We start from the raw sequence: 21,127 nt of genomic DNA, 5'->3' as shown, positions 1-21,127 counted from the left end.
CCAGCGATGTTGCGGAACGTGTTCATTGGTGTTCGGAAGAAGGTCCGTGGGAGACGTTCCGCGAGTTCCTGGGTCCGCCGTATCGGCGTCGCCCTCACCTTCACCCTCGCGCTCTCGGTGGCGGTGCCGCCAGGGGCGGTGCCTGCCGACGGCGCATTCCCGCTGTCGTGGCTCTGGTCCTGGCTGCCGCAGCGCGCGGCGTGGTCTGCGCCCGGGTTGGACGGACCGGCGCAGAAGTCGGCAGGCGGGGCAGCAGGGCGCGATCACTACGCATCGACCGCTGAGACCACTGCTGACGGCGGGGCCGGCGGTCCCGCCGGGCACAGTCCCGCCGCGAACAAGGTGGTCCAGGCAAAGGAACCCGGCGTCAAGCGGCAGACGACGCCGCCGATCGCCGACGGCAAGGGCTTCGACTCGGCCAAGAGCCGACGAATCGCGGACGAGGCCGAGGCGAACGCGGATCTCTATCAGAATCCGGACGGTTCGGTCACGCGCAAGCTGCACGAGTTACCGATCAACTACCGTGCCGACGACGGCGCGTGGCGCCCCATCGACCGCACGCTGGTCAGGTCCGGCACGAGACTGAAGCAGAAGGCCAGCCCTCTCGGCATCGACCTGGCCGCGCGTGCGGACGACCCGCGTCTGGTCACCTTCCGCTTCGCCGCCAACCGGTCTATCTCCTGGAGCCTGGAGGGTGCGGCAGCGGTCGCCCCGGTGACTGCGGATTCGGCTGCTCTCTACCGCTCGGTCCTGCCCGAGACGGACCTCCGGGTGACCACGGGACCCCGTGGGCTCAAGGAGGAGTTCGTGCTGCACTCCCCAACGGCAGCGAACTCCTGGGTCTTCCCGTTGACGATGAAGGGTCTCGACGCGACGGTCGAGCCGGACGGATCGATCGCGCTGCGGGAAGCCTCCGGCAAGACGATTGGCTCGATCCCGGTCGGTTCGATGCATGACTCCTTCATGCAGCCCGGCTCGGGGGAGTTCACCACCTCCCGAGCGATCTCGTACGAGTTGATCGACGTGGCCGGTGGCCGAGCGCTCCGGATGACGGCAAGCCGAGAGTGGCTGCAGGATCCGAACCGGGTATTCCCGGTGACTGTCGATCCGTCGGTCACGAGTGGGTACGACACCACCGCGGACACCTACATGCAGTACGGCGACGACGTCAATCACTCCGGAGAGGACAACCTCGCAGTCGGCACCTGGGACGGCGGCACCCATCGTTCCATCTCGCTGCTCGCGTTCCAGAACTTCGGCACGGCGTTCGACTACAAGAATCTGAGTTCGGTCCGACTCAAGCTCTACCTGACCTGGCAGTACAACTGCACCGCGCAAGAGTTCTCGGTGCAGACCCTAACCCAGCCGTGGAATGCCTCAACCGCCCGTTACGGCGGAATTCCCTATGCCGGTCCAGGGCTGGGGACCACGCTCGCCAAGCTGTCACCCAACTCGGCGCGGGCGTGCGGCAACAAGGGTGCCGACCGTTCGATCGGCGACTGGGTCACGGTGGATCTGCCGGTGTCGACGTTCCAGAGCTGGGCGAACGGCGGGGCCAACTACGGTCTCGCCCTGAACACCAATCAGACGAACAGCCCGCAGTTCAAGCGGTTCACCTCACGGGACGGACCCAACCCGGTATTCACGCCGTACCTCGAGTTGACCTACACCGACAACGTGGCGCCTCAGGTCAACTCGCAGTACCCGCCGCACGGGCATACGGTGAACACGCTCACGCCCGAGTTGATGGCCTACGCGGTCGACCCCGACGCCTTTCCCGCAGCGCTCAGCTTCAATTTCATGCTGTACGACCGCAGCGCCAGCAAGATCGCCGAATCCGGCTGGCAGCCGTACATGAGCTGGTTCGTGCCGTCTGGCAAGCTCAAGTGGAACGAGGGCTACACCTGGACGGTCATCGTCAAGGACGGCAATCTGGCGAGCACCTCCCAGAAGTTGCAGTCCTTCGCCACCGCGGTGCAACAACCATTGACTGCCGGCGGAGTCGGCCAGAACGGTGACCGAGGATTCGATCCCAGCGCCGGGAATTACACGTTCGCCTCGACGGACGCCTCGGTGCCGACACCCGGGCCGCCCCTGACGATCGCACGGACCTACAACACCCTGTCGAAGCGCCCCGGATCCTTCGGTCAGGGATGGTCGAGCCTGCTCGATATGCGGATCGTCGATCCGTGGTCGTCCATCAAATCCCCACCGCCTCATCTGAACGTGACCTACCCGTCCGGTGAGGAGGTGGCCTTCGGCCGCAATGCGGACGGCTCCTTCGCGCCGCCCTCCGGCCGGTTCGCCAGCCTGTCGCAGCAGCCGGGCGGCGATTACGAGCTGGTGGACAAGGACGGCACCACCTACACCTTCCGGGGCGGCCTGACGGTGCCCGGGCAGTACGACCTCGTCGCGGTCACCGACAGCAACGGCCGTACGTTGCGGTTGAAGTGGACCTACGTGGACACGGAAGGCCGCCCGACCACGATCACCGGCGCCAACGGGCGGTCGCTGCATTTGAGGTGGTCAACGGCCAGAGGGGTGTACCGACTGCTGTCGGTCAGCACCGACCCGGTCGTACCCGGAGTGCCCGATACCGCTTCCACCTGGACCTACGAGTACACCGACACCCGGCTGACGAAGGTCTGTCCACCGACGTCGGTGGACAAGTGCACCACCTACACCTACACCGCGAGCACCCGCTATCCGGCCACGCTCGAGCGCGCCAACCCGCGTGCCTACTGGCGTCTCGGGGAAACCTCCGGTACGACCGCTGCCAACTCGGTGCTGGAGGCGGCCGGTGCCGAGAGCGGCACCTACAACTCGGTGACGTTGGGCCAGGCCGGCGCGCTGGCCGGGTCGACCGCTAAGGCACCCGGTTTCAACGGCACCTCCTCGCACGTCAGCCTGCCCGTGGCCGACATCGACCAGGCCGGCTACAAATCGGTGAGTCTCTGGTTCAAGATGAACGCCGGTTCCACGGCCGGTGGCACCTTGTTCGCCTACCAGACGAACCCGATTACCTCCGGGCCTACGGCCAACTTCACGCCGGCGCTGTACGTCGGAACGGACGGCAAGCTCCGTGGCGAGTTCTGGACGGGCGCCGTCGAACCGATCACCTCCTACTCCGCGGTCAACGATGGCCGGTGGCACAACGCGACGCTCGTGGGAGACAGGACGAGCCAAACCCTCTACCTCGACGGCTTCCCGGAGGGAACGCTCAACAAGCTGTTGGCAGCGCAAGCGAACGCCGCGAAGTACGTCTATGTCGGTGCCGGCGAGACGAACACCTGGCCGGCGCGTCCCACCAACAGCAAGGGCTTCTTCCCCGGCTCGATCGCCGAAGTGGCGCTCTTCGACCGCGCCCTGAGCAGGTTCGAAGTGAACGAGCTGGATTCGGCCAACATCGAAGCGGCCCCGATCAGCACTGTCGTCCGTGCCTCCGGCAACAGGCAGACGGAGGTGCGGTACGACGGTGACAGCGGACGGGTCAACCAGGTCACCGACGAACACGGCGGGGTGTGGAAGATCGGTGCCGGCACACCGGCCGGCTCCTTCCGGGTCCACGCCGGCACCGTCCTCGGTGCCAACCCGGCCGACTACTGGCGATTGGCCGAGAGCGGTACCACCGAGGCCGTCAACGAGGTCAATGGCGGCGTCGCCCGTTACAACTCAGTCACCCTCGGCACCGCCGGCGGACCGTTCGACGACCCTTCCCGCGCCGACGACAACACCGCCGTGGCGACGTTCAACGGAACCTCCTCGTATCTCCGGATGCCGGCGAACGACGTGCCTGGCGCCGGTCCGCACTCGATCGCCATGTGGTTCAGGACGCCGGCGGGTCACACCGGCGGCGGCGTCCTCTTCGGCTCGCAGGTGAGCCCGATCGACGACGGTGGCACACCGGCGAGTGGCTGGAGCCCCAACCTGTACGTCGGCACCGACGGCAAGCTTCGCGGCAAGTTCTGGAACGGGAACAACACCCCGATCACCTCCGCTGCGGCGGTGAACGACGGGAAGTGGCACCACGTCGTACTCGCCGCGTCGGACATCAGCCAGACCCTTTACCTCGACGGCATGGCGGCTGGGACCATGGCTGGTGACCTGTCGTCGTACGGTGCGGTGAACGCTTATGTCGGTGCTGGGCGGGCAGTCGGATGGCCTGCGGCTCCCACCAACGCGAACGGCCACTTCAAGGGCGAGATCGCCGAGGTCTCGTACTACCGCGGTCAGCTCACCGCAGCCGATGCCGGCACGCAGTTTGCGGCCAGGTCGAACTCGTCAGGTGCCCTGACGAAGACCTACCAGGTGACTGATCCCAGTGACAAGCAATTGACCTATGTACACGACGTCGGCGATCGAAAGATCCAGGAGACGGACGCACTGGGCCGGACGACCCGTTTCGGGTATGACGCGGCGGGCTTCCTCCGTAGCACCACCGACCCGAACGGCAACGTGACCACCACCGAACACGATCCGCGTGGCAACGTGGTCGCATCGACGACCTGTCAGGATCGCTCCGAGAACCAGTGCTCCACCGTCTACTACACGTATTCCGTCAACTCCACACCCCCGAGCATGTGGAAGGACGCCGGGCCGATCTTGTCGCCGGGTGACTTCGACGGCGACGGTGCCGCGGACGTCATCTATCGCAACAACAGCGACAAGAACATCTACCTGATGCGCGGCAACGGCAGAGGTGGCTGGCTGACAAGCGTTCCCGCCAAACTCGGCGGGAACTGGGGCGGCCCCGATCAGATCATCGCTCCCGGTGACTTTGACGGCGACGGCAATCGCGACGTGATTTACCACATGGCCGGCGAGAACAACTTCCACCTGTGGCGCGGCAACGGCAAGGGCTGGTGGGCTCCTGACACCTACAAGCTGATTCCGTCGACCTTCGGGGCGACCGCACAGATGGTCTTCTCACCCGGCGACTTCGACGGCGACGGCAAACGGGACATCTTGTTCCGCAAGTCCACGGACAACAATCTCTACCTGGTGAAGGGCAACGGTGCCGGTGGTTGGTTGACGGGCACGCCGATCCAGGTGGGTACCGGCTGGGGATCGGCTCAAATGATCTTCTCGCCCGGTGACTTCGACGGTGACGGCAAGCCGGACGTGCTCTACCGCAAGTCGACCGACAACGGCCTCTACATCGTGAAGGGCAACGGTGCCGGTGGTTGGTTGACCGGCACGTCGGTACTGGTCAGCGCAGGCTGGGCGGACGTCGACGCACTTGCCTCGTCGGGCGACTTCAACGGGGACGGCAAGGCGGACGTGCTTCGGCGCGGGAGCACGGACCGCGACATGTACCTCATGCGTGGCAACGGAAGCGGCGGCTGGGCTTCTGGGACGGCGGAGAAGCTCGGCGCGGGCGGCCCCGATCCGCGCAACGACGTGATGCTGACGATGCGCGACGGTCGATCCACGTCCGGCGTCTCCGACGACCGTTACCTCACCACCTTCGGCTACGACGGGCAGGGCAACCGGACGACGGTGCGGGACCCGCTCGGCCGCACCACGGTCACCTCCTACACCGACGGCTCGACGCCGGCAGAGGGCGGCGGAGTGGTGCCTGCCGGACTTCCTGCCACGATCACCTCGCCGGCCGGAGTCCGTCAGCAACTGTTCTACTTCCCCAACGGCGACCTCGCCCGGACGGTGGACGCGGCCGGCAAGGAAGTCCGCTACACGTATGACGGCATCGGCCGGATCACGGCCAAGAAGGAGATCACCGAATCCTTTCCGGCTGGTCTCGAGACCATCTACGAGTACGACCGGCTCGGCCGCGTCGTGACACAGACCGAACCGGCGACCACCAACCGGGTCACCGGCGCCGTGCACACGCCCGTCACCAGCACGGTCTACGACGACGACGGTTTCGTGCTCTCCGAGACCGTCACCGACACCACCGGAGGGGACGCCTCTCGGACCGAGTCGGCCACGTACAACGCGTTCGGGCAACAGGAGACATCCACTGACGCCTCCGCGCGCACGACGCGGTTGGAGTACGACTCCTACGGCCGCGCGGTCAAGGAAATCGGCCCGGACGGCGGAGAGATCCTCACGACGTATGACGCGGCGGGGCAGCAACTAACCACCACGCTTCTCGGCTGGACCGGCGACCCCAACGCGCCCCGACCCGCCCAGGATCTCGTCCTCTCCTCGAAGGAATACGATCCGGCCGGGCGGCTCGCCACCGAGACCGACGCGATGGGCTGGGAGACGCGGTACACGTACACCGACAACGGCCTGACGGCGAGCATCACCCGAAAGGATCCGAGCACCGGCGCCACCTTCGTGGTGCAGAAGACGGAGTACGACGGTGCCGGCAATCCGATCACTGTGATCACGAACGGCGGGGCCTCGACCACCGTCAACACCGTCGACGCGGCGAACCGGGTCACTCGTACCGTTCTCGACCCGGACGGACTCAAGCGCTACACCAACTTCGAGTACTCCCTGGACGACCAGGTGGTGAGCGCAGTCCGTTGGGACCCGGAGGCCACCAGGGAGCGTCGCCAGATGTCGTACGACCCGATGGGTCGTCAGCTGAGCGACACGATCTACCTGGGCTCGAACTCGCCCGTCGGCCGATGGACCTTCGACGGCGACGCCGACGCCCGCCTGTCCGACTCCACGGGCAACAGCCCGCTCAGCCCCAATGGTCCAGTTGAGTGGGGCACCGATCGGGGCGGTCTGGTCGACCTTGCCGGCGCGACCACGTTGCGTGCCAAGTCCTCGGTGGTCGACCCGGCGCGCAGCTTCACCGTGGCGGCCTGGGTCCGGGCCTCTGACACTGTCGGAACGAAGACGGCGGTGTCCGGGCCGGGCCAGGCCGGCTCCGCTTTCGAACTGGGTCTCGACGGCGGCGGTTGGAAGTTCGCCGTGCGATCGGCCGACCGGAATGACGGCGAGGTCGTCACGGCGACAGCGGCCAGCACTCCGCAGGCCGACACATGGACCCATCTGGTCGGCACCTTCGACGCCGCGACGGGAACCATCCGCCTCTATGTCGGCGGCGTGCTGGCGGGCACGACCACCGGAGCGTCGTCCTTCAGCACTCGGCTACCCCTGCGGATCGGTGCCGGCACGACGGCCGGCGGCCCCACCGGCTTCTGGGCTGGTCAGCTCGACGACGTGCAGCTCTACCAGCGGACGCTCCCCGATGCCGAAGTCGCGCAGGTGACCGCCGGTACGGCTCCGACCGCCACGATGTCAGTCGTACGCACGACCTACGACGTGGACAACGGCGGGCTGGTCCGCGCGACCACCGACCCCACCGGTGCCACCACCGACCACCAGTACGACGAAGCCGGCCGCCTGGCCGTGACGGTGGGGCCGGCGGTCAGTACCGAGACGGGTGGGAACCCGGCGGTGACGGCACGGCCGGTCTCCTACATCGGATACGACACCTTCGGTGAGGTGGCGGAGACCAAGGATGCGAACGGCAACGTCACTGTCAACGACTACGACGGCGCAGGACGGATTGTCGCCACCCACCTGCCCAGCTACACGCCACCGGGCTCAAGTACCGCTGTGCACCCTGTGACGAGCAACACCTACGACGAGTTGGGGCAGCTCAAGACTCAGACCGATACCCGGAACAAGACGACCAGTTACCAGTACGACCAGCTCGGCCAGGTCGCCATGGTGACCGCACCCGACGGCGGGACGAGCCGTTTCACGTACAACCTGGCCGGTGACCGCCTCTCCACGACTGACCCGACCGGTGCGCGAAACGAGGCCACGTACGACTTCCTCGGTCGTACGGTCACCTCGACCGACATCGTTCGGCAGACCGGATCGAGCCACACCACCAGCTACGCCTACGGTGCCGGGGGCTGGCTGTCCTCGGTGACCTCCCCGGCGGGGGTGACAAGTACTACCACCTACAACGCTGCCGGAGAGTCGATCACCCAAACGGACGGCGCGGGCAAGGTGACGCGGTACGACTACGACTCACTCGGCCGATCGGTACGCACGACCCTTCCCGACGGAACGTACGACACCGTCGGATACGACATGGCGAGCCGGTCCGTGTCGGCCTCCTCCTACCGCGAGGACGGCACCCGCCTGAGGACCAGGTCATGGGCCTACGACCGGGCGGGACGCCCGGTCAGGTCTACCGATGCCCGCGAGAGCACCACCAGCTTCGCCTACGACGCCAGCGGCCGGTTGATCTCGCAGATGGAGCCCATTTCCGCCAGCGACTCCATCACCACGTCGTTCGGTTACGACCTCGCAGGAAACCGGACACGGCTGACCGACGGTCGCGGCAATCGGTTCATCACCACGTACAACACTTGGAACCTGCCGGAGTCTCGAATCGAGCCGGCCACCTCACGATTCCCGGACTTGGCGGATCGCACCTTCACCGTCGCCTATGAGCGGGGCGGGCAAGTCGCCGAGCAACGTGCTCCGGGCGGCGTAACCATCTCGAATGGTTACGACGAGGTCGGCCGACTGATCACCCAGACAGGTGCCGGCGCGGAGGCGACGAGTCCGGATCGGTCATTCGGCTACGACCGGGCCGGACGGTTGACATCGGTGTCGGGCACCTCGGGAAGCAACACATTCACGTTCGATGACCGAGGCCTGCTGTCGTCCGCCGAAGGACCGTCCGGCGCGTCATCCTTCACTTGGTCGCCAGACCGCAAGCTGACCACCCGGACCGATGCCGCTGGCGTGACGACCTACGGCTACGACCCGGCGGGCCGGCCGGCGACGGTTTCAAACCCCACGGCGGGTGTCTCCCTGAGCTACACCTACAACTCGCTCTCCCAGGTGGCGACGATCGGGTACGGCGCCGGTGGCAACACCCGCTCGCTCGCCTACGACGATCTGCACCGGTTGACCGGGGACACTCTGAGCACGTCCGCCGGCGCCACCGTGGCCCGGATCGCGTACGGCTACGACGCGAACGACAACGAGACCTCGAAGACGACGACAGGATTCGGCGGCTCTACCACCAACACGTACACCTACGACCTGGCCAACCGCCTGACCGGCTGGGACAACGGCTCGACGCCTGTGGTCTACGCCTACGACAAGTCGGGTAACCGCGTGCAGGCGGGCACAGTCGTCTTCAACTACGACCAGCGCAACCAGTTGACCGGTTCCAGCACCGGTGCCACCTACCGGTTCACCCCCCGTGGCACGTTGGCCTCGGCCACCACGGCGAACGGTGAGACGATCACCTCCACCGACGCATTCGGCCAGGTGAGATCGCAGGGCCTGCTCGGTGGTGGCAGTGAGACCTACGACTACGACGGCCTGGGCCGGCTGATCCGCAGCGGCTTCCAGTACACGGGCACCGGGAACACGCTCGCAGCCGACGGTGCGGCCCTTTACGTCCGCAACATGAGCGACGAGTTGGTCGGCGTGCGAGCGGCGGCGCAGAACCGCTACGCATGGACGGATCTGCATCAGGACGTGGTCGGTCAGTTCGGCGGAGCGGCCACCGAGTTGGTCGGCTCCACGACCTACGATCCATTGGGCCAGCGGATCGGCGGCAATGGAATGCTGGGCAACCTCGGCTACCAGTCGGAGTGGACCAGTTCCTCCACCGGCCGGGTCAACATGTGGTCCCGATGGTACAACCCGGAGACGGGGCAGTTCGATAGCCGGGACTCGGCCACATTGTCGCCCACGCCGACGTCCGTCACGGCCAACCGCTTCGTCTACGCGGACGACAATCCACTCACGGTCACCGACCCGACCGGTCACTGGCCAAGCTGGAGTAACACCTTCTCCTCGGTGAAGTCCGGTCTGAAGAACACCTGGAATTCCACCACTAGCGCGCTCTCGTCCGCTTGGAACTCCACCACCAGCGCTCTTTCGTCAGCCTGGAACGCAACTACCAACTGGGCCTCGACGCAGTGGGAGCGGACGAAGAGTTGGGCCTCGAAGCAGTGGGAGCGGACGAAGAGTTGGGCCTCGAAGCAGTGGGAACGGACGAAGAGTTGGGCGGGCGAGACCTACCAGAAAGCCCGCGACAAGGTCAGCGAGGGCCGGAAATGGTTGGCCGACAAAGCGGCTGAGGCGAAACGCAAGGCCCAGCGCTTGGCCGCGAACGTCAAGCAGGCCGGCAAGAACATGGTCACAAAGGTGATGAGCAACAAACTCGTCGCCAAGGCAGTGAACGGGATCGCCGACGCCTACAAGGCCACCGAGAAGTGGGTGCAGGAGCACAAGGCGGAAATCGCCGGGTTCATCGTGGGTGCAGTGGTGGGCATCGGTTGTGGAGCACTCATCGGCTGGACCGGCGTCGGCGCTGTCGCCTGCGGCGCGCTCGCGGGTGCCGCCGGATCTCTCGTCACCGGTTACATGAACGGCGAGCGAGGCATGGACCTCTTCAAGACCACCGCGTTGGGGGCTCTCGGAGGAGCGATCGGCGGCCTGGGCGGAATTGTCGGTGGCCGGTTGGCGTCCGCGGTCGGCGGCCGGCTCAGTAATTTCGCCGGTTCGCTCGGCGGGCGGGTGCTGGGGGGCGCGATCGGCGGTGGCACCGCGGACGGGCTGACCCAGCTGGCGACCACCGGTCGGATCAACACCACCCAATTGGCGCTCGCCACCGGTCTAGGCGCGGTGGCTGGTGGATTCAGCAAGGGCCGCGCGGGCTGTCACAGCTTCGATCCGAGCACCCGCGTCCTGATGGCCGACGGCAGCGTCCGCCCGATCAAGGACGTCAACGTCGGGGACAAGGTCAAGGCAACCGACCCGGCGACCGGCACGACGACCGCCAAGCCGGTCACCGCCCTGCACCTCAACCGTGACCGCGACTTGGCGGACGTGACGGTGTCGGTCCGGGCGGCAAAGGGCAAAGCGGCGACCAGTGTCACCGTGAAGACGACCCAGAACCATCCCTTCTGGGACAAGACCGCCCGCAAGTGGGTTACTGCCGGTGCGTTGGCCGTCGGTGCGACGCTGCTCTCGCTGGGTGCGGGTAGCGCGGCCGTCGCCGACGTGCGAAACCACGTCGGCGTCCAGAACATGCGTGACCTGACCGTCGCGGACGTCCACACGTACTATGTGATCGCCGGCAACACGCCGGTCCTCGTACACAACTGCGGTGAGGGCCCGCTTCGTCCAGGAGTAGCTGATACGCGGCCCGCAGTTGGAAGCGGTGCGAGCCACCATTACCAGGTTGCCAATACGGGTCCTTGTGAACAGCTTTGCGTTGGCGGACAGTCGCAGGTCTGGGCTGATGGGATTGAAGGAATCCACACACTCCTGGACGCCAAGCACGTTGGTAATCCTGGTCGCAGTCCCTTCGTTCCCGGCTCTGCGATACCAGACAAGATTCGTGGCTTTATCAACGCGAAGACCGAAAGTGAATTCAGTAGATATGCAGATGTGATTAACGATCCTGCGACACCCTTTGAGCGGCTTCGTGTAATTACTAACGAAGCAGGTGCTGTACCCTACTTCGAGGGCTTGATGAGCAGGTTCAGCATCCCAGGCGAAGTGGTCGTGAGGTAGAAAAGATGACATATCTGGCACTTGTCCAGGCTGATGGCTGGTCCCTGGACAGGGAAAATTTGATTCGGGCGCTACAAACCGACTGGCCTGCAAGCGTGGTGGATGAGTCGGTCGGGCGCGGGGATCCGGCGTTGGATGTCGTCTGGGGTCATGGTGCTGGAGAAGGGCGGGTTGAAGGATCTGCCCACAACTCTGGCCAGTGCATCTATCTCGACGGACAAGAGCGATCGGTCGCGGAGTTTGTCGCGTGGTATCGGCGTCTTGTGCCCGCCGATCACACAGTCATTCTTTGTGACGATACCTATAGTTTTGACGCTATCGTCGATCCGGGATTGGAGGCCGAGCAGATCCTCGCGCTATTCCCAAAGTAGGCAAGGTTGGCCCTAGGAATGGTTGGCGATGATCCAATTCGCTTGGTGTCGGTCGCTGTCCTGCAATGCCGACTAAAAGCTGTTGTCCGTCCGGGCGAGTTCGCCAAGGGTGGCGCGGTGAAGCGGACAGATGCTCCTCCTCGAAGGCGAACGCCCGGCGGCAGTGGGTGGGGTCGAACAGGCTCAGGATGTGCACGCTGCCGGTCGGCGAGCCGTCGTCGGCGAGCGTCGGACCGTGCGCGATCATCTGCCCCGCATACGGTCCATGAAGGCCCAGTGTTCTTCGACCAGCTGCTGGCGCAGAGCGGCCGAGCCGAGCCGATCGCGGTGGTAGCAGAAGAACTCCATGTCCCGACTCCTGCCGACCCGGCTCGCCGTCGATCTCACGGGCCGTAGGCGCTTTTGTGGATACTTGTCGCCGTGCGCGGCCGCGACGAATTTGGATGTGGGTGGAGGCGGTGCGGGCTTCGGCGGGTTTGCGCAGGCGGCGGTGTCCCCAGTCGGAGAGGAGGGCCAGCGCCTCGGCCAGTTCGCGTCCGAAAGTGTCAGCGAGTACTCGGTCTTCAACCGTAGTACCTCGTACGCCTCCCGGTGTACCAGTCCGTCGCCCTCCATCTCCCGTAACGCCTGAGTCAGCACCTTCTCGGTGAGACCCGGAAGCTGCAGGCGCAGCTCTCCGGAGGGTGGGCGGGCCGGATTCCAGAAGCCAGAGCAGGGCTGCCTTCCACTCGGCGTCGATCGCGGCTCTCACTCCATAGACGTTCAGATCCTGGGCCCGGCTGCGCGTCATCTGCGTTCCGCCGCTCGCCAATGGCATCGCGCGAACCTGCCGCCCATCTTCGAGGGGCGCGGTGGAAATGGACATGGGCACCTTCCCCGGAGACGGCAACCCGATCACCTCCGCCGTGTCGTCCATGGCGCACATCGTCCACACGTCCGAGGCGCGCGGCATCGATGCAGGGTGATGCGTGCGGCCGAGAACATGGCCCGCCGGGCCGTCGGGCTGGGCCACGGCAATGACGGTTTCCTACGGGTCGCCGAGGTGCTGGGGCGGCGTTGATCCACTCCAGCGAGCTGGTGCCGATCAAGCGGCGGGCAGATCAAGCGGTGGTGTCGATCGAGCGGACCGCTCAGAGCGGGTACGTGCGCGCCACCGCCAGCATCTCCGAGCTGTGCGAGCCGACCACGCCCACACCCTCCGGCCGGGGCCGGAACCCGGGCACGGAGGAGAGCCCGTCACTGGCGTCCATCGCGCGCACCGAGACGGCACCGCCGCGGGGCACGAGCGTCAGCGTGACCTCGACACCCTCCGGCGGCGGGGCGTGGAACACGACCCCGAATCCCCACTTGCCGTCGCCCGGCTCGACCGGCACGTCCCGCCCGGCCACCGAGGCGGACCGCACGGTGGCGGTGCTGGCGTCGACGTGCAGCGTGAGCAGGCGTACCTGCCGCTGCGGCACCACCCGCACCCGCAGCACGCGCTGGTCACGCGAGGGAGGGTCGGAGAAGGAGCGGCTGTCGGAGAGCAGCTCCACCTTCGGGGCGGGCAGGGGCGCCGCGGTGGCCGGTCCGCCGCGCAACTCGGTGGCGCCCAGCCCGGGGAAGTCGTCGGCGATCGAGACCGTCCCGTCGACGTAGCCGTCGGTCCAGGGCTGCGGCTTCTCCTCACGGGTGAGCCAGGCCGCCTTCCCGGTGCCCGCGTCCAGCGCGTACATCAGGTGGGTCGGCACGGGATGCGCGGCGTCGAAGCGGTCCACGGCGAGGCCGACCCCGGCGAGCACCACCGCCGCCAGCGCGGCGACCGCGGCGGGCAGCGCGCCGCGCCGGCGTGCGCGCAGCGCGAGCAGGCCGCGCTGGCCGCCGGCCCGGGGGTGCAGCAGGTCCACCACCGGGAGTACGGCGAGGCCGAGCAGCACCGCGACGAGCGCGGCTACCGCGCCCATGCCCATGCCGAGCGCCGGGAACAGCAGCACCACCGGGGGCAGCAGGATCACCACCGCCACCGCGGCGGCGAGTGTCACCGCGACCACCGGCCATGGTCCGTCGCGCCGGGTGGCGAGCGCCGCGAAACCGGCGAGCGCGCCGGCCAGGGCCGGCAGTGTCGTCAGGTACGCCCCACCGGGCACCGCCACGGCGAGCAGCACGCCGAACACGGCGAGCCAGGCCAGCCCGCCGAACGCCAGCGCGGCCGGGCCGACCCGGCGGCGCAGCAGCGCGTACCAGCAGAACAGCACCGCGGCGGAGAGCGCCACCACGGCGAGCCGGTACCAGACCGGGCGGTACGGGTCGAGCAGTTCGGCGTACCCGGGGCGGATCGTGGTGATCGTGGCCCAGAGCAGCCACGCGCCCAGCGGCGCCACGACGACCGGCAGCAGGGTCAGGCCGAAGCCGGCGGCGAGCGTGCCGGCGGTGGCCCGGCCCCGGCGGCGCAGGAGCCAGCCGAGCGCGCCGACGGCGAGCAGCGCGGCCACGGCGAGCGGCACCGTCAGCCAGCCGGGGTAGTTGACGAGCCCGCCGAGCACGGGGAAGTAGGTGTCGTCGTGGCCCGCGCTCAGGTCGCCCAGGTCGGTACGGCCGAACTCGCGGGCCAGGCCGAGCGCGTTGTCGCCGTGCATCTGGAGGCTGCCCCGGTCCACCCGGGCCGGTACGTCGAGCGGGGTGTGGTAGATCGCGCCGCCGTCGATGTACGCCGAGTTCAGGCCCACGAACTTACGGTCGAGGAACGCGGTGAAGTCGGTGTCGTTCGGCAGCGCCCGGTAGATCTCCACCGCGAACGAGGTGCCTACCGGGTGCGGCGCGGCCTTGCCGAACACCTCCACCAGCTTGGCGTTGTTCCGGGACGTCTCGAACATGATCACCGGGCCGGTGGAGCCGCGCGCCTCCAGGTTGAGCACCACCCCGCCGTCGCGGGCGAGCGGGTGGTCGGCGGCGAACCCGGCGGCCCCGCACAGGCACGCCTCCTCCGCGTCGGTGAGCACGAAGACGATGTCGTTGCGGGGACGCGGGCCGGTGGTGAGCGCCCGGGCCACCTCCAGGATCGCGGCGGTGCCGGCGGCGTCGTCGTTGCCGCCCGGCCCGGTCTGCACCGAGTCGTAGTGGGAGACCAGGAACACCTTTCCGGTCGGGTCGGTGCCGGGCAGGCGGGCCACCACGTTGCGGACCCGGGCCAGCGTCGCCCCGCCGGCCGCGCCACTGAGCTGACCGGCCTCGGGCGCGACCGCGTCCTGCACCTCGGTCTGAAGGCCCAGCCCGCGCAGCGTCCCGACCAGGTGCTCGCGCACCCGGTCGTTGGCGGCGCTGCCTGCTACGTGCGGCTCGGCCGCGATCACCTCGACGTTCCGGTACGCCCGGGCGGCGCTGAACTCTCCGGCCGGCGCGTCCGCCGGGCGCGGCGCCGGAGTGGAGAGGCCGACCAGGACGCCCGCCCCGACGGCGAGCAGCGCGACAAGCGCGGCGACGGCGCTGGTCAGCCGGCGGCGGGGCTTGGTGAGCGCCCGGTCGGCGGGGCGGGTGGGGGGTGCGCCCACGGGGACTCCTTGGGGGTGGATCAACGGGGGTGGGCATCATCCTGCACCCCCGAGGGCCCCGGCGGCACTCCCCGTCGGTGCGCCGCCGGTGCGACAACGGTTGCCGCGTAACATCGTTTGTCGACCGGGCCGCTATGGAAGTGGACCGGTCACACGCTCCGCCGCACCGGCAACGTTCGCGTTGTGTGCGACTGTTGTCTGAGTCAGGATCAGCAGGGCATTCGGAAGGAGCCCGACATCACCAGCGAACTCCCCCGACTCGCGGCGGTGACTCGACCGCAGCGGGGTTCCGGCGCGTCGGGCGCCGCCTACGTGCCGTCGGCCGGGGCGGGGCTGCACGGCGGCGTGCCGCCGGGTGAGCGGCTGCGGGTGCTGCTGGTCGAGGACGACGAGGGCGACGCCTTCCTGGTCAGCGAGCTGCTCGCCGAGACCAACTCGATGATCGACCTGCTGGTGGCGACCAGTCTCAGCGAGGCCCGGCAGCGGGTGATGGGCGTGGACTGCGTCCTGCTCGACCTGGGCCTGCCCGACGCGCAGGGGCTGGACGGGCTGCGCCGGGTGCTGGAGATGGCCAGCGGCGCGGCGGTCTGCGTGCTGACCGGCCGCTCCGACGAGCACCTGGGCATCGTCGCGGTCGCCGAAGGGGCGCAGGACTACCTGGTCAAGGGCCAGGTCGACGGGGTCCTGCTGACCCGGGCGCTGCGCTACGCGGTGGAGCGCAAGCGGGCCGACGAGAACGCCCGCCGGCTGCGCGAGGTGGAGCTGCGCCAGGCCGAGTCCGCCCGCCTGGAGCGCGGCCTGCTGCCGCAGCCGCTGATGACCACCGACGAGGTGTCGGTGCACACGTTCTACCGGCCCGGCCGGCATGCGGCGCTGATTGGCGGCGACTTCTACGACGTGGTGCAGACCCAGCCGGACCGGATCGACCTGATCGTCGGCGACGTCTGCGGGCACGGCGTGGACGAGGCGGCGCTCGGTGTCGAGCTGCGCGTGGCCTGGCGGGCGCTGGTGCTGGCCGGGGTGCCGGACGACGAGGTGCTGCCCGCGCTGGAGCAGGTGCTGATGAGTGAGCGCCGCCTCCAGGAGATCTTCGCGACGGTGGCCACCACCCGGCTCGACCTGGCGTCGGCGCGGGCCACCGTACGCCTCGCCGGTCACCCGCCGCCGCTGCTGCTCAGCGGCGGCACTGTCGCGCCGGTGCCGGCCAAGGGCGGGCTGCTGCTGGGCGTACGACCGCGGCGCCCGGTCGCCTTCGACCTGGAGTTCGATACCGACGACTGGTCCCTGCTGATGTACACCGACGGCCTCATCGAGGGCCGGGTGAACGGCGGTGACGAACGGCTCGACGTGCCCGGTCTGACCGACCTGCTCGCCGACCCGGCCAACCGGGCGGTGCCGCTGTCCGAGCTGCCCGCCTGGCTGGTGGGGCGCGCCGAGCAGATAAACGGTGGCCCGCTGGCCGACGACGTGGCGATGTTGCTGGTGACCCGCGGTAGCGGTCGGTGAACGGGGACGGGGAGGAACCGGTGAAGGCGTACCAGCAGGGGTGGACCCTGCGGCGGCGGGTGGCCGCGCTGCTCGGCGTGGTGGTGGTGCTGCTGCTCGGGCTGGCCGGCGCGGAGGCGGCGGTCGCCGCGCAGAACCGCCAGAACATCGACGCGGTGCTGCTCAAGACCGGTCCGCTGCGGGTGCAGGCGCAGGAGCTGATGAGCGCGCTGCTCGACCAGGAGACCTCGGTGCGCGGGTACGCGGTGAACGGTGACCGCAGCGACCTGGAGCCGTACCAGGAGGGTGTGCGGCGGGAGCAGAGCCTGGCCGCCTCGATCCGCGATCTCTCCGCCGACTACCCGGACGTGCGCCGGTCGCTGGACGTGGTGGAGCAGCAAACGGCGCAGTGGCGGAGCCAGGTGGCCGAGCCGGTGATCACCACGGTCGAGCGGGACGGCGCGGCGGCGGGCCAGGCGCTGATCACGGACGCGACGCGGCAGCAGTTCGACGGCATCCGCTCGTCGGTGAACACGCTCCAGGACGAGATCCTCACCGTCCGGGAGGAGACCGCGGAGCGGGTCAACGCGACGAGCAACACGCTGGTCGTGCTGCTGATCATCGCCGCGCTGGTGGTGACGACGGCCGGCGTGGTCATGCTGCTCTCGCTGGACCGGATCCTGATCCGCCCGCTGGCCGCCCTGGTCAGCCAGGTGCGCGAGGTGGCCGACGGCGACTACCGGCACCACATCGAGGGGTCCGGGCCGCCGGAGTTCCGCCGCCTCGCCGAGGACATCGACCAGATGCGGATGAAGATCGCCCGGGAGCTGGACGAGGTACGCGAGGCGCGGGAGCGCATCGAGTGGGTCAACAGCCAGTTGCAGAAGCAGGCCGAGGAGCTGACCCGCTCCAACCGTGACCTGGAGCAGTTCGCCTACGTCGCGTCGCACGACCTGCAGGAGCCGCTGCGCAAGGTGGCCAGCTTCTGCCAGCTCCTCCAGCGGCGCTACGCCGGGCAGCTCGACGAGCGGGCCGACCAGTACATCGCGTTCGCGGTGGACGGCGCGCAGCGCATGCAGCGGCTGATCAACGACCTGCTGGCGTTCTCCCGGATCGGGCGGTTGACCACCGGCTTCACCGAGGTCGACCTGAACAAGGTGATGGGCGACGTGGCGGGGCAGACCGAGGCGGCCGTGCAGTACGCCGACGCGGACCTGACCTGGGGCGAGATGCCGACCATCCGCGGCGAGGAGCCGCTGCTGACCAACCTGCTCGTCAACCTGGTCAGCAACTCGGTGAAGTTCCGCCGCCCCGACGTGCCGCCGAAGGTGCACGTGTCGGCGCGGCTGGTGGACGGCGAGTGGGAGATCAGCTGCCAGGACAACGGCATCGGGATCGAGCCGGAGTTCGCCGACAAGATCTTCGTGATCTTCCAGCGGCTGCACTCGAAGGACGCGTACCCGGGCACCGGCATCGGGCTGGCCATCGTCAAGAAGATCGTGGAGTATCACGGCGGCCGGGTCTGGGTGGACACCGACGCCGGCGAGGGCACCACGATCCGGTTCACGCTGCCCGCGCTGGAGGCCGACATCGAGGCCGCCCGGGCGGCGGAAGCGGCGGACGAGGACGCACAGGACGCCGCGGAGCCGGTCGAGGCGTCGGCCGCCGAGGATGACCCGGCAGCCGTCGGGCGGCAGCCGGACGGCGAGGCACGCGAAGAGCCGCCCGCGGAGGCGGACCGACACGGTACAAACGGTGGCATGAAGGAGACGGTGGGATGACCGCGCCCGCGGACGGCAAGAGCCCGATCGAGGTCCTGCTCGTCGAGGACGATCCGGGCGACGTGCTGATGACCCAGGAGGCGTTCGAGGAGCACAAGCTCCGCAACCGCCTCACCGTCGTCTCCGACGGCGCCGAGGCGCTCGCGTACCTGCGCCGCGAGGGCCAGTACGCGGACGCGGTGACGCCCGACCTGATCCTGCTCGATCTGAACCTGCCCCGGCGCGACGGCCGGGAGGTGCTGGAGGAGATCAAGAAGGACGGGGAACTGCGCCGGATCCCGGTCGTGGTGCTCACCACCTCGCAGGCCGACGAGGACATCCTGCGCAGCTACCAGCTGCACGCCAACGCCTACGTGACCAAGCCGGTGGACTTCGAGCGCTTCATCTCGGTGGTCCGCCAGATCGACGAGTTCTTCGTCAGCGTGGTCAAGCTGCCTCCGCGTGGCTGACCCGCTGCTGGACGATGTCGGCACGCTGCTGAAAGAGGCGGCGGCCAAGGTCGTCGTGCCGTTGTTCCGCCGGCTCGACGCGTCCGACATCTCCGAGAAGGCGCCCGGCGAGGTGGTCACCGTCGCCGACCGCGAGGCTGAGGCGCTCATCTCCGAGGGTCTGCGTCAGTTGCTTCCCGGCTCGGTGGTGGTCGGCGAGGAGGCGGTCGCCGAGGACCCGGACCTGCTGCGGCACCTGCGCGGCAGCGGTGACGTCTGGCTCGTCGACCCGGTCGACGGCACCTCCAACTTCGCCGCCGGACGGCGGCCGTTCGCGCTGATGGCGGCGCTGCTCACCGACGGCGCACCGGTCGCCTCCTGGGTGTACGACCCGCTGGACGGCACGATGGCGGCGGGCCGGCTCGGCGCGGGCACCCGGCTGGACGGGGCGACGCTGCGGACGCCGCAGGCGGAGCCCCGGGTGGGCGCGTTGCGCGGCACCGCGGCGACGAAGTTCCTGCCGCCGGACTTCCGCCGCCGCGTGGAGGAGGGCGGGCGCCGGATCGGTGAGCTGCTGCCCGGCCAGCACTGCGCCGGCCGGGAGTACCTGGACATACTCACCGGCGCGCAGCAGTTCGTGTTGTTCTGGCGCACCCTGCCGTGGGACCACACCCCCGGCGCGCTGCTGGTGCGGGAGGCCGGCGGCGTGGCCCGCCGGTTCGACGGCGCCGACTACCACCCGGCCGACGAGGGCAAGGGACTGCTCGTGGCGGCGAGTGCGGAGGTCTGGGACGAGGTGAGCGCCGCCCTGCTGGGCGGTTGAGCGGCGCTGCGCGACGGCCGCAGCACGCTGCGTCGACGTCGGCCGCCGTTCGCGGTCGCCGGCCTGGCGAGTCGCGCGTGTTCCGGTATCGTGACCGGCGGTCTCCGCCAGCAGGCCGCCACCCGGCGCCGGCGGAGACGCCGCTCGGTGTACGGGGGCCGGCGGTCGACGGAAGGACCATCACGTGCCCAGGACCAGCTCTACCGGCCGGCGCGCCCGGCGGTCGCTGCTCGCCGCGCTGGCCGCGCTGGCCGTGCTGCTCGGCTCCGGCGTGGCCGCCGGGCCGGCCGCCGCCGTACCCAGCCCGAACGCCCCGAACGAGGGCGGCAGCAAGCAGCTGCGGGCGGCGCTCGAGGCCGCGGCTAAGGGTCACATCGAGGCCCAGAACAAGCTGGAGAACTCCAAGCGCCGGCAGAAGGCGCTCGACGCCCAGCTCAAGGACATCGAGGTACGCCTCGTCGGGCTCAGCGCGCAGGCCGGCGAGGTGGCCGCGCAGTCGTACCGGATGGGCCGGCTGACCGCGACGTCGATGCTGCTGGCCAGCGCCGACCCGAACGACTTCCTCAAGCGGGCCGCCGAGCTGGACGTGATGGCCCAGCGGGACAGCAAGCGGCTGCGTGAGCTGGCCGACGCGAAGGCCGAGGCGGCCGAGGCGAAGCTCGCCCTCGACGCCGAGGTGCGGGAGCAGGCCAAGCAGGTCGCGGTGCAGGCCCGCAAGAAGAAGGACGCCGAGGTGGCGCTGGCGAAGGTCAGCTCCGGCGCCGGGTCCGGGTTCAACGGCACCTCCTCGTCGGCGAAGCCCGCGCCGCGCAACTCGGACGGCTCGTGGCCGTCGGAGTCCTGCTCGGTGGACGACCCGACGCCCGCGTCCGGCTGCATCACGCCGCGCACTCTGCACATGCTCCAGCAGGCCAAGGCGGCCGGTTACAAGCGCTACGCCTCGTGCCACCGCAGCGGTGGCGGCGGCGAGCACCCCAAGGGCCGGGCCTGCGACTTCTCCGCCGCCAGCGGCGGGTTCGAGGACAAGACCGCCACCGGCGGCGACAAGGCGTACGGCGACAGCCTCGCCGCCTGGGCGAAGAACAACGCGAACCGCCTCGGCATCATGTACGTCATCTGGTATCGGCAGATCTGGATGCCGAACACCGGCTGGCGGGCGTACAGCGGCGGCGGCAGCCCGGCCGCGGACCACACAAACCATGTTCACATCTCGATGTATTGACGC

At 68.8% G+C, this 21,127-nt stretch carries 9 protein-coding genes; 8 read left to right on the top strand and 1 reads right to left on the bottom strand.

The features are described 5' to 3' along the window. Positions 1–6 precede the first annotated feature (6 nt). The 3 genes from MicB006_RS22965 to MicB006_RS32825 all read left to right on the top strand — a co-directional run bounded on the left by MicB006_RS22965 (position 7) and on the right by MicB006_RS32825 (position 12,823). On the top strand, positions 7–11,487 hold the full coding sequence (locus tag MicB006_RS22965; RefSeq protein ID WP_116508813.1) for a LamG-like jellyroll fold domain-containing protein: 11,481 nt from the start codon (positions 7–9) through the stop codon (positions 11,485–11,487). Between the two features lie 5 nt (positions 11,488–11,492). Further along, the gene (locus MicB006_RS32080; protein ID WP_192900364.1) at positions 11,493–11,858 is read left to right on the top strand and encodes a hypothetical protein; all 366 of its coding nucleotides are present in this window, start codon (positions 11,493–11,495) and stop codon (positions 11,856–11,858) included. Positions 11,859–12,721: 863 nt separating this feature from the next. Then, positions 12,722–12,823: a hypothetical protein gene (locus MicB006_RS32825; RefSeq protein ID WP_370013363.1), complete on the top strand. Its 102-nt coding sequence runs from the start codon at positions 12,722–12,724 to the stop codon at positions 12,821–12,823. Between the two features lie 165 nt (positions 12,824–12,988). Here MicB006_RS32825 and MicB006_RS22945 read toward each other — a convergent pair whose 3' ends face one another. Then, on the bottom strand, positions 12,989–15,385 hold the full coding sequence (locus MicB006_RS22945) for a M28 family peptidase (RefSeq protein ID WP_116508811.1): 2,397 nt from the start codon (positions 15,383–15,385) through the stop codon (positions 12,989–12,991). Positions 15,386–15,652: 267 nt separating this feature from the next. Here MicB006_RS22945 and MicB006_RS22940 point away from each other — a divergent pair, with 267 nt between their 5' ends. The 5 genes from MicB006_RS22940 to MicB006_RS22920 all read left to right on the top strand — a co-directional run bounded on the left by MicB006_RS22940 (position 15,653) and on the right by MicB006_RS22920 (position 21,124). Beyond that, positions 15,653–16,891, top strand: coding sequence for a PP2C family protein-serine/threonine phosphatase (locus MicB006_RS22940; RefSeq protein WP_116508809.1), 1,239 nt, complete (start codon positions 15,653–15,655; stop codon positions 16,889–16,891). 20 nt (positions 16,892–16,911) lie between these two features. Then, complete coding sequence (locus tag MicB006_RS22935; RefSeq protein ID WP_116511717.1) at positions 16,912–18,651, top strand: ATP-binding protein; 1,740 nt, start codon at positions 16,912–16,914, stop codon at positions 18,649–18,651. Then, the gene (locus MicB006_RS22930; RefSeq protein WP_043328130.1) at positions 18,648–19,100 is read left to right on the top strand and encodes a response regulator; all 453 of its coding nucleotides are present in this window, start codon (positions 18,648–18,650) and stop codon (positions 19,098–19,100) included. The genes MicB006_RS22935 and MicB006_RS22930 overlap by 4 nt, the downstream gene beginning before the upstream one ends. Further along, positions 19,093–19,902, top strand: a complete 810-nt coding sequence (locus MicB006_RS22925; protein WP_116508807.1) for an inositol monophosphatase family protein — start codon at positions 19,093–19,095, stop codon at positions 19,900–19,902. Before MicB006_RS22930 ends, MicB006_RS22925 begins: the two co-directional genes overlap by 8 nt. Positions 19,903–20,086: 184 nt before the next feature. After that, complete coding sequence (locus tag MicB006_RS22920) at positions 20,087–21,124, top strand: hypothetical protein (RefSeq protein WP_116508804.1); 1,038 nt, start codon at positions 20,087–20,089, stop codon at positions 21,122–21,124. The last annotated feature ends 3 nt before the right edge of the window (positions 21,125–21,127 follow it).

This window comes from Micromonospora sp. B006 (genome assembly GCF_003408515.1).
Lineage (GTDB): Bacteria > Actinomycetota > Actinomycetes > Mycobacteriales > Micromonosporaceae > Micromonospora > Micromonospora echinospora_A.
This window is presented reverse-complemented; position numbering and strand designations above follow the sequence as displayed.

Coding starts and splice junctions, on each gene's coding strand:
- MicB006_RS22965 (WP_116508813.1), top strand. CDS start 7: ATGTTGCGGAACGTGTTCATTGGTGTTCGGAAGAAGGTCCGTGGGAGA.
- MicB006_RS32080 (WP_192900364.1), top strand. CDS start 11,493: ATGACATATCTGGCACTTGTCCAGGCTGATGGCTGGTCCCTGGACAGG.
- MicB006_RS32825 (WP_370013363.1), top strand. CDS start 12,722: ATGGGCACCTTCCCCGGAGACGGCAACCCGATCACCTCCGCCGTGTCG.
- MicB006_RS22930 (WP_043328130.1), top strand. CDS start 18,648: ATGACCGCGCCCGCGGACGGCAAGAGCCCGATCGAGGTCCTGCTCGTC.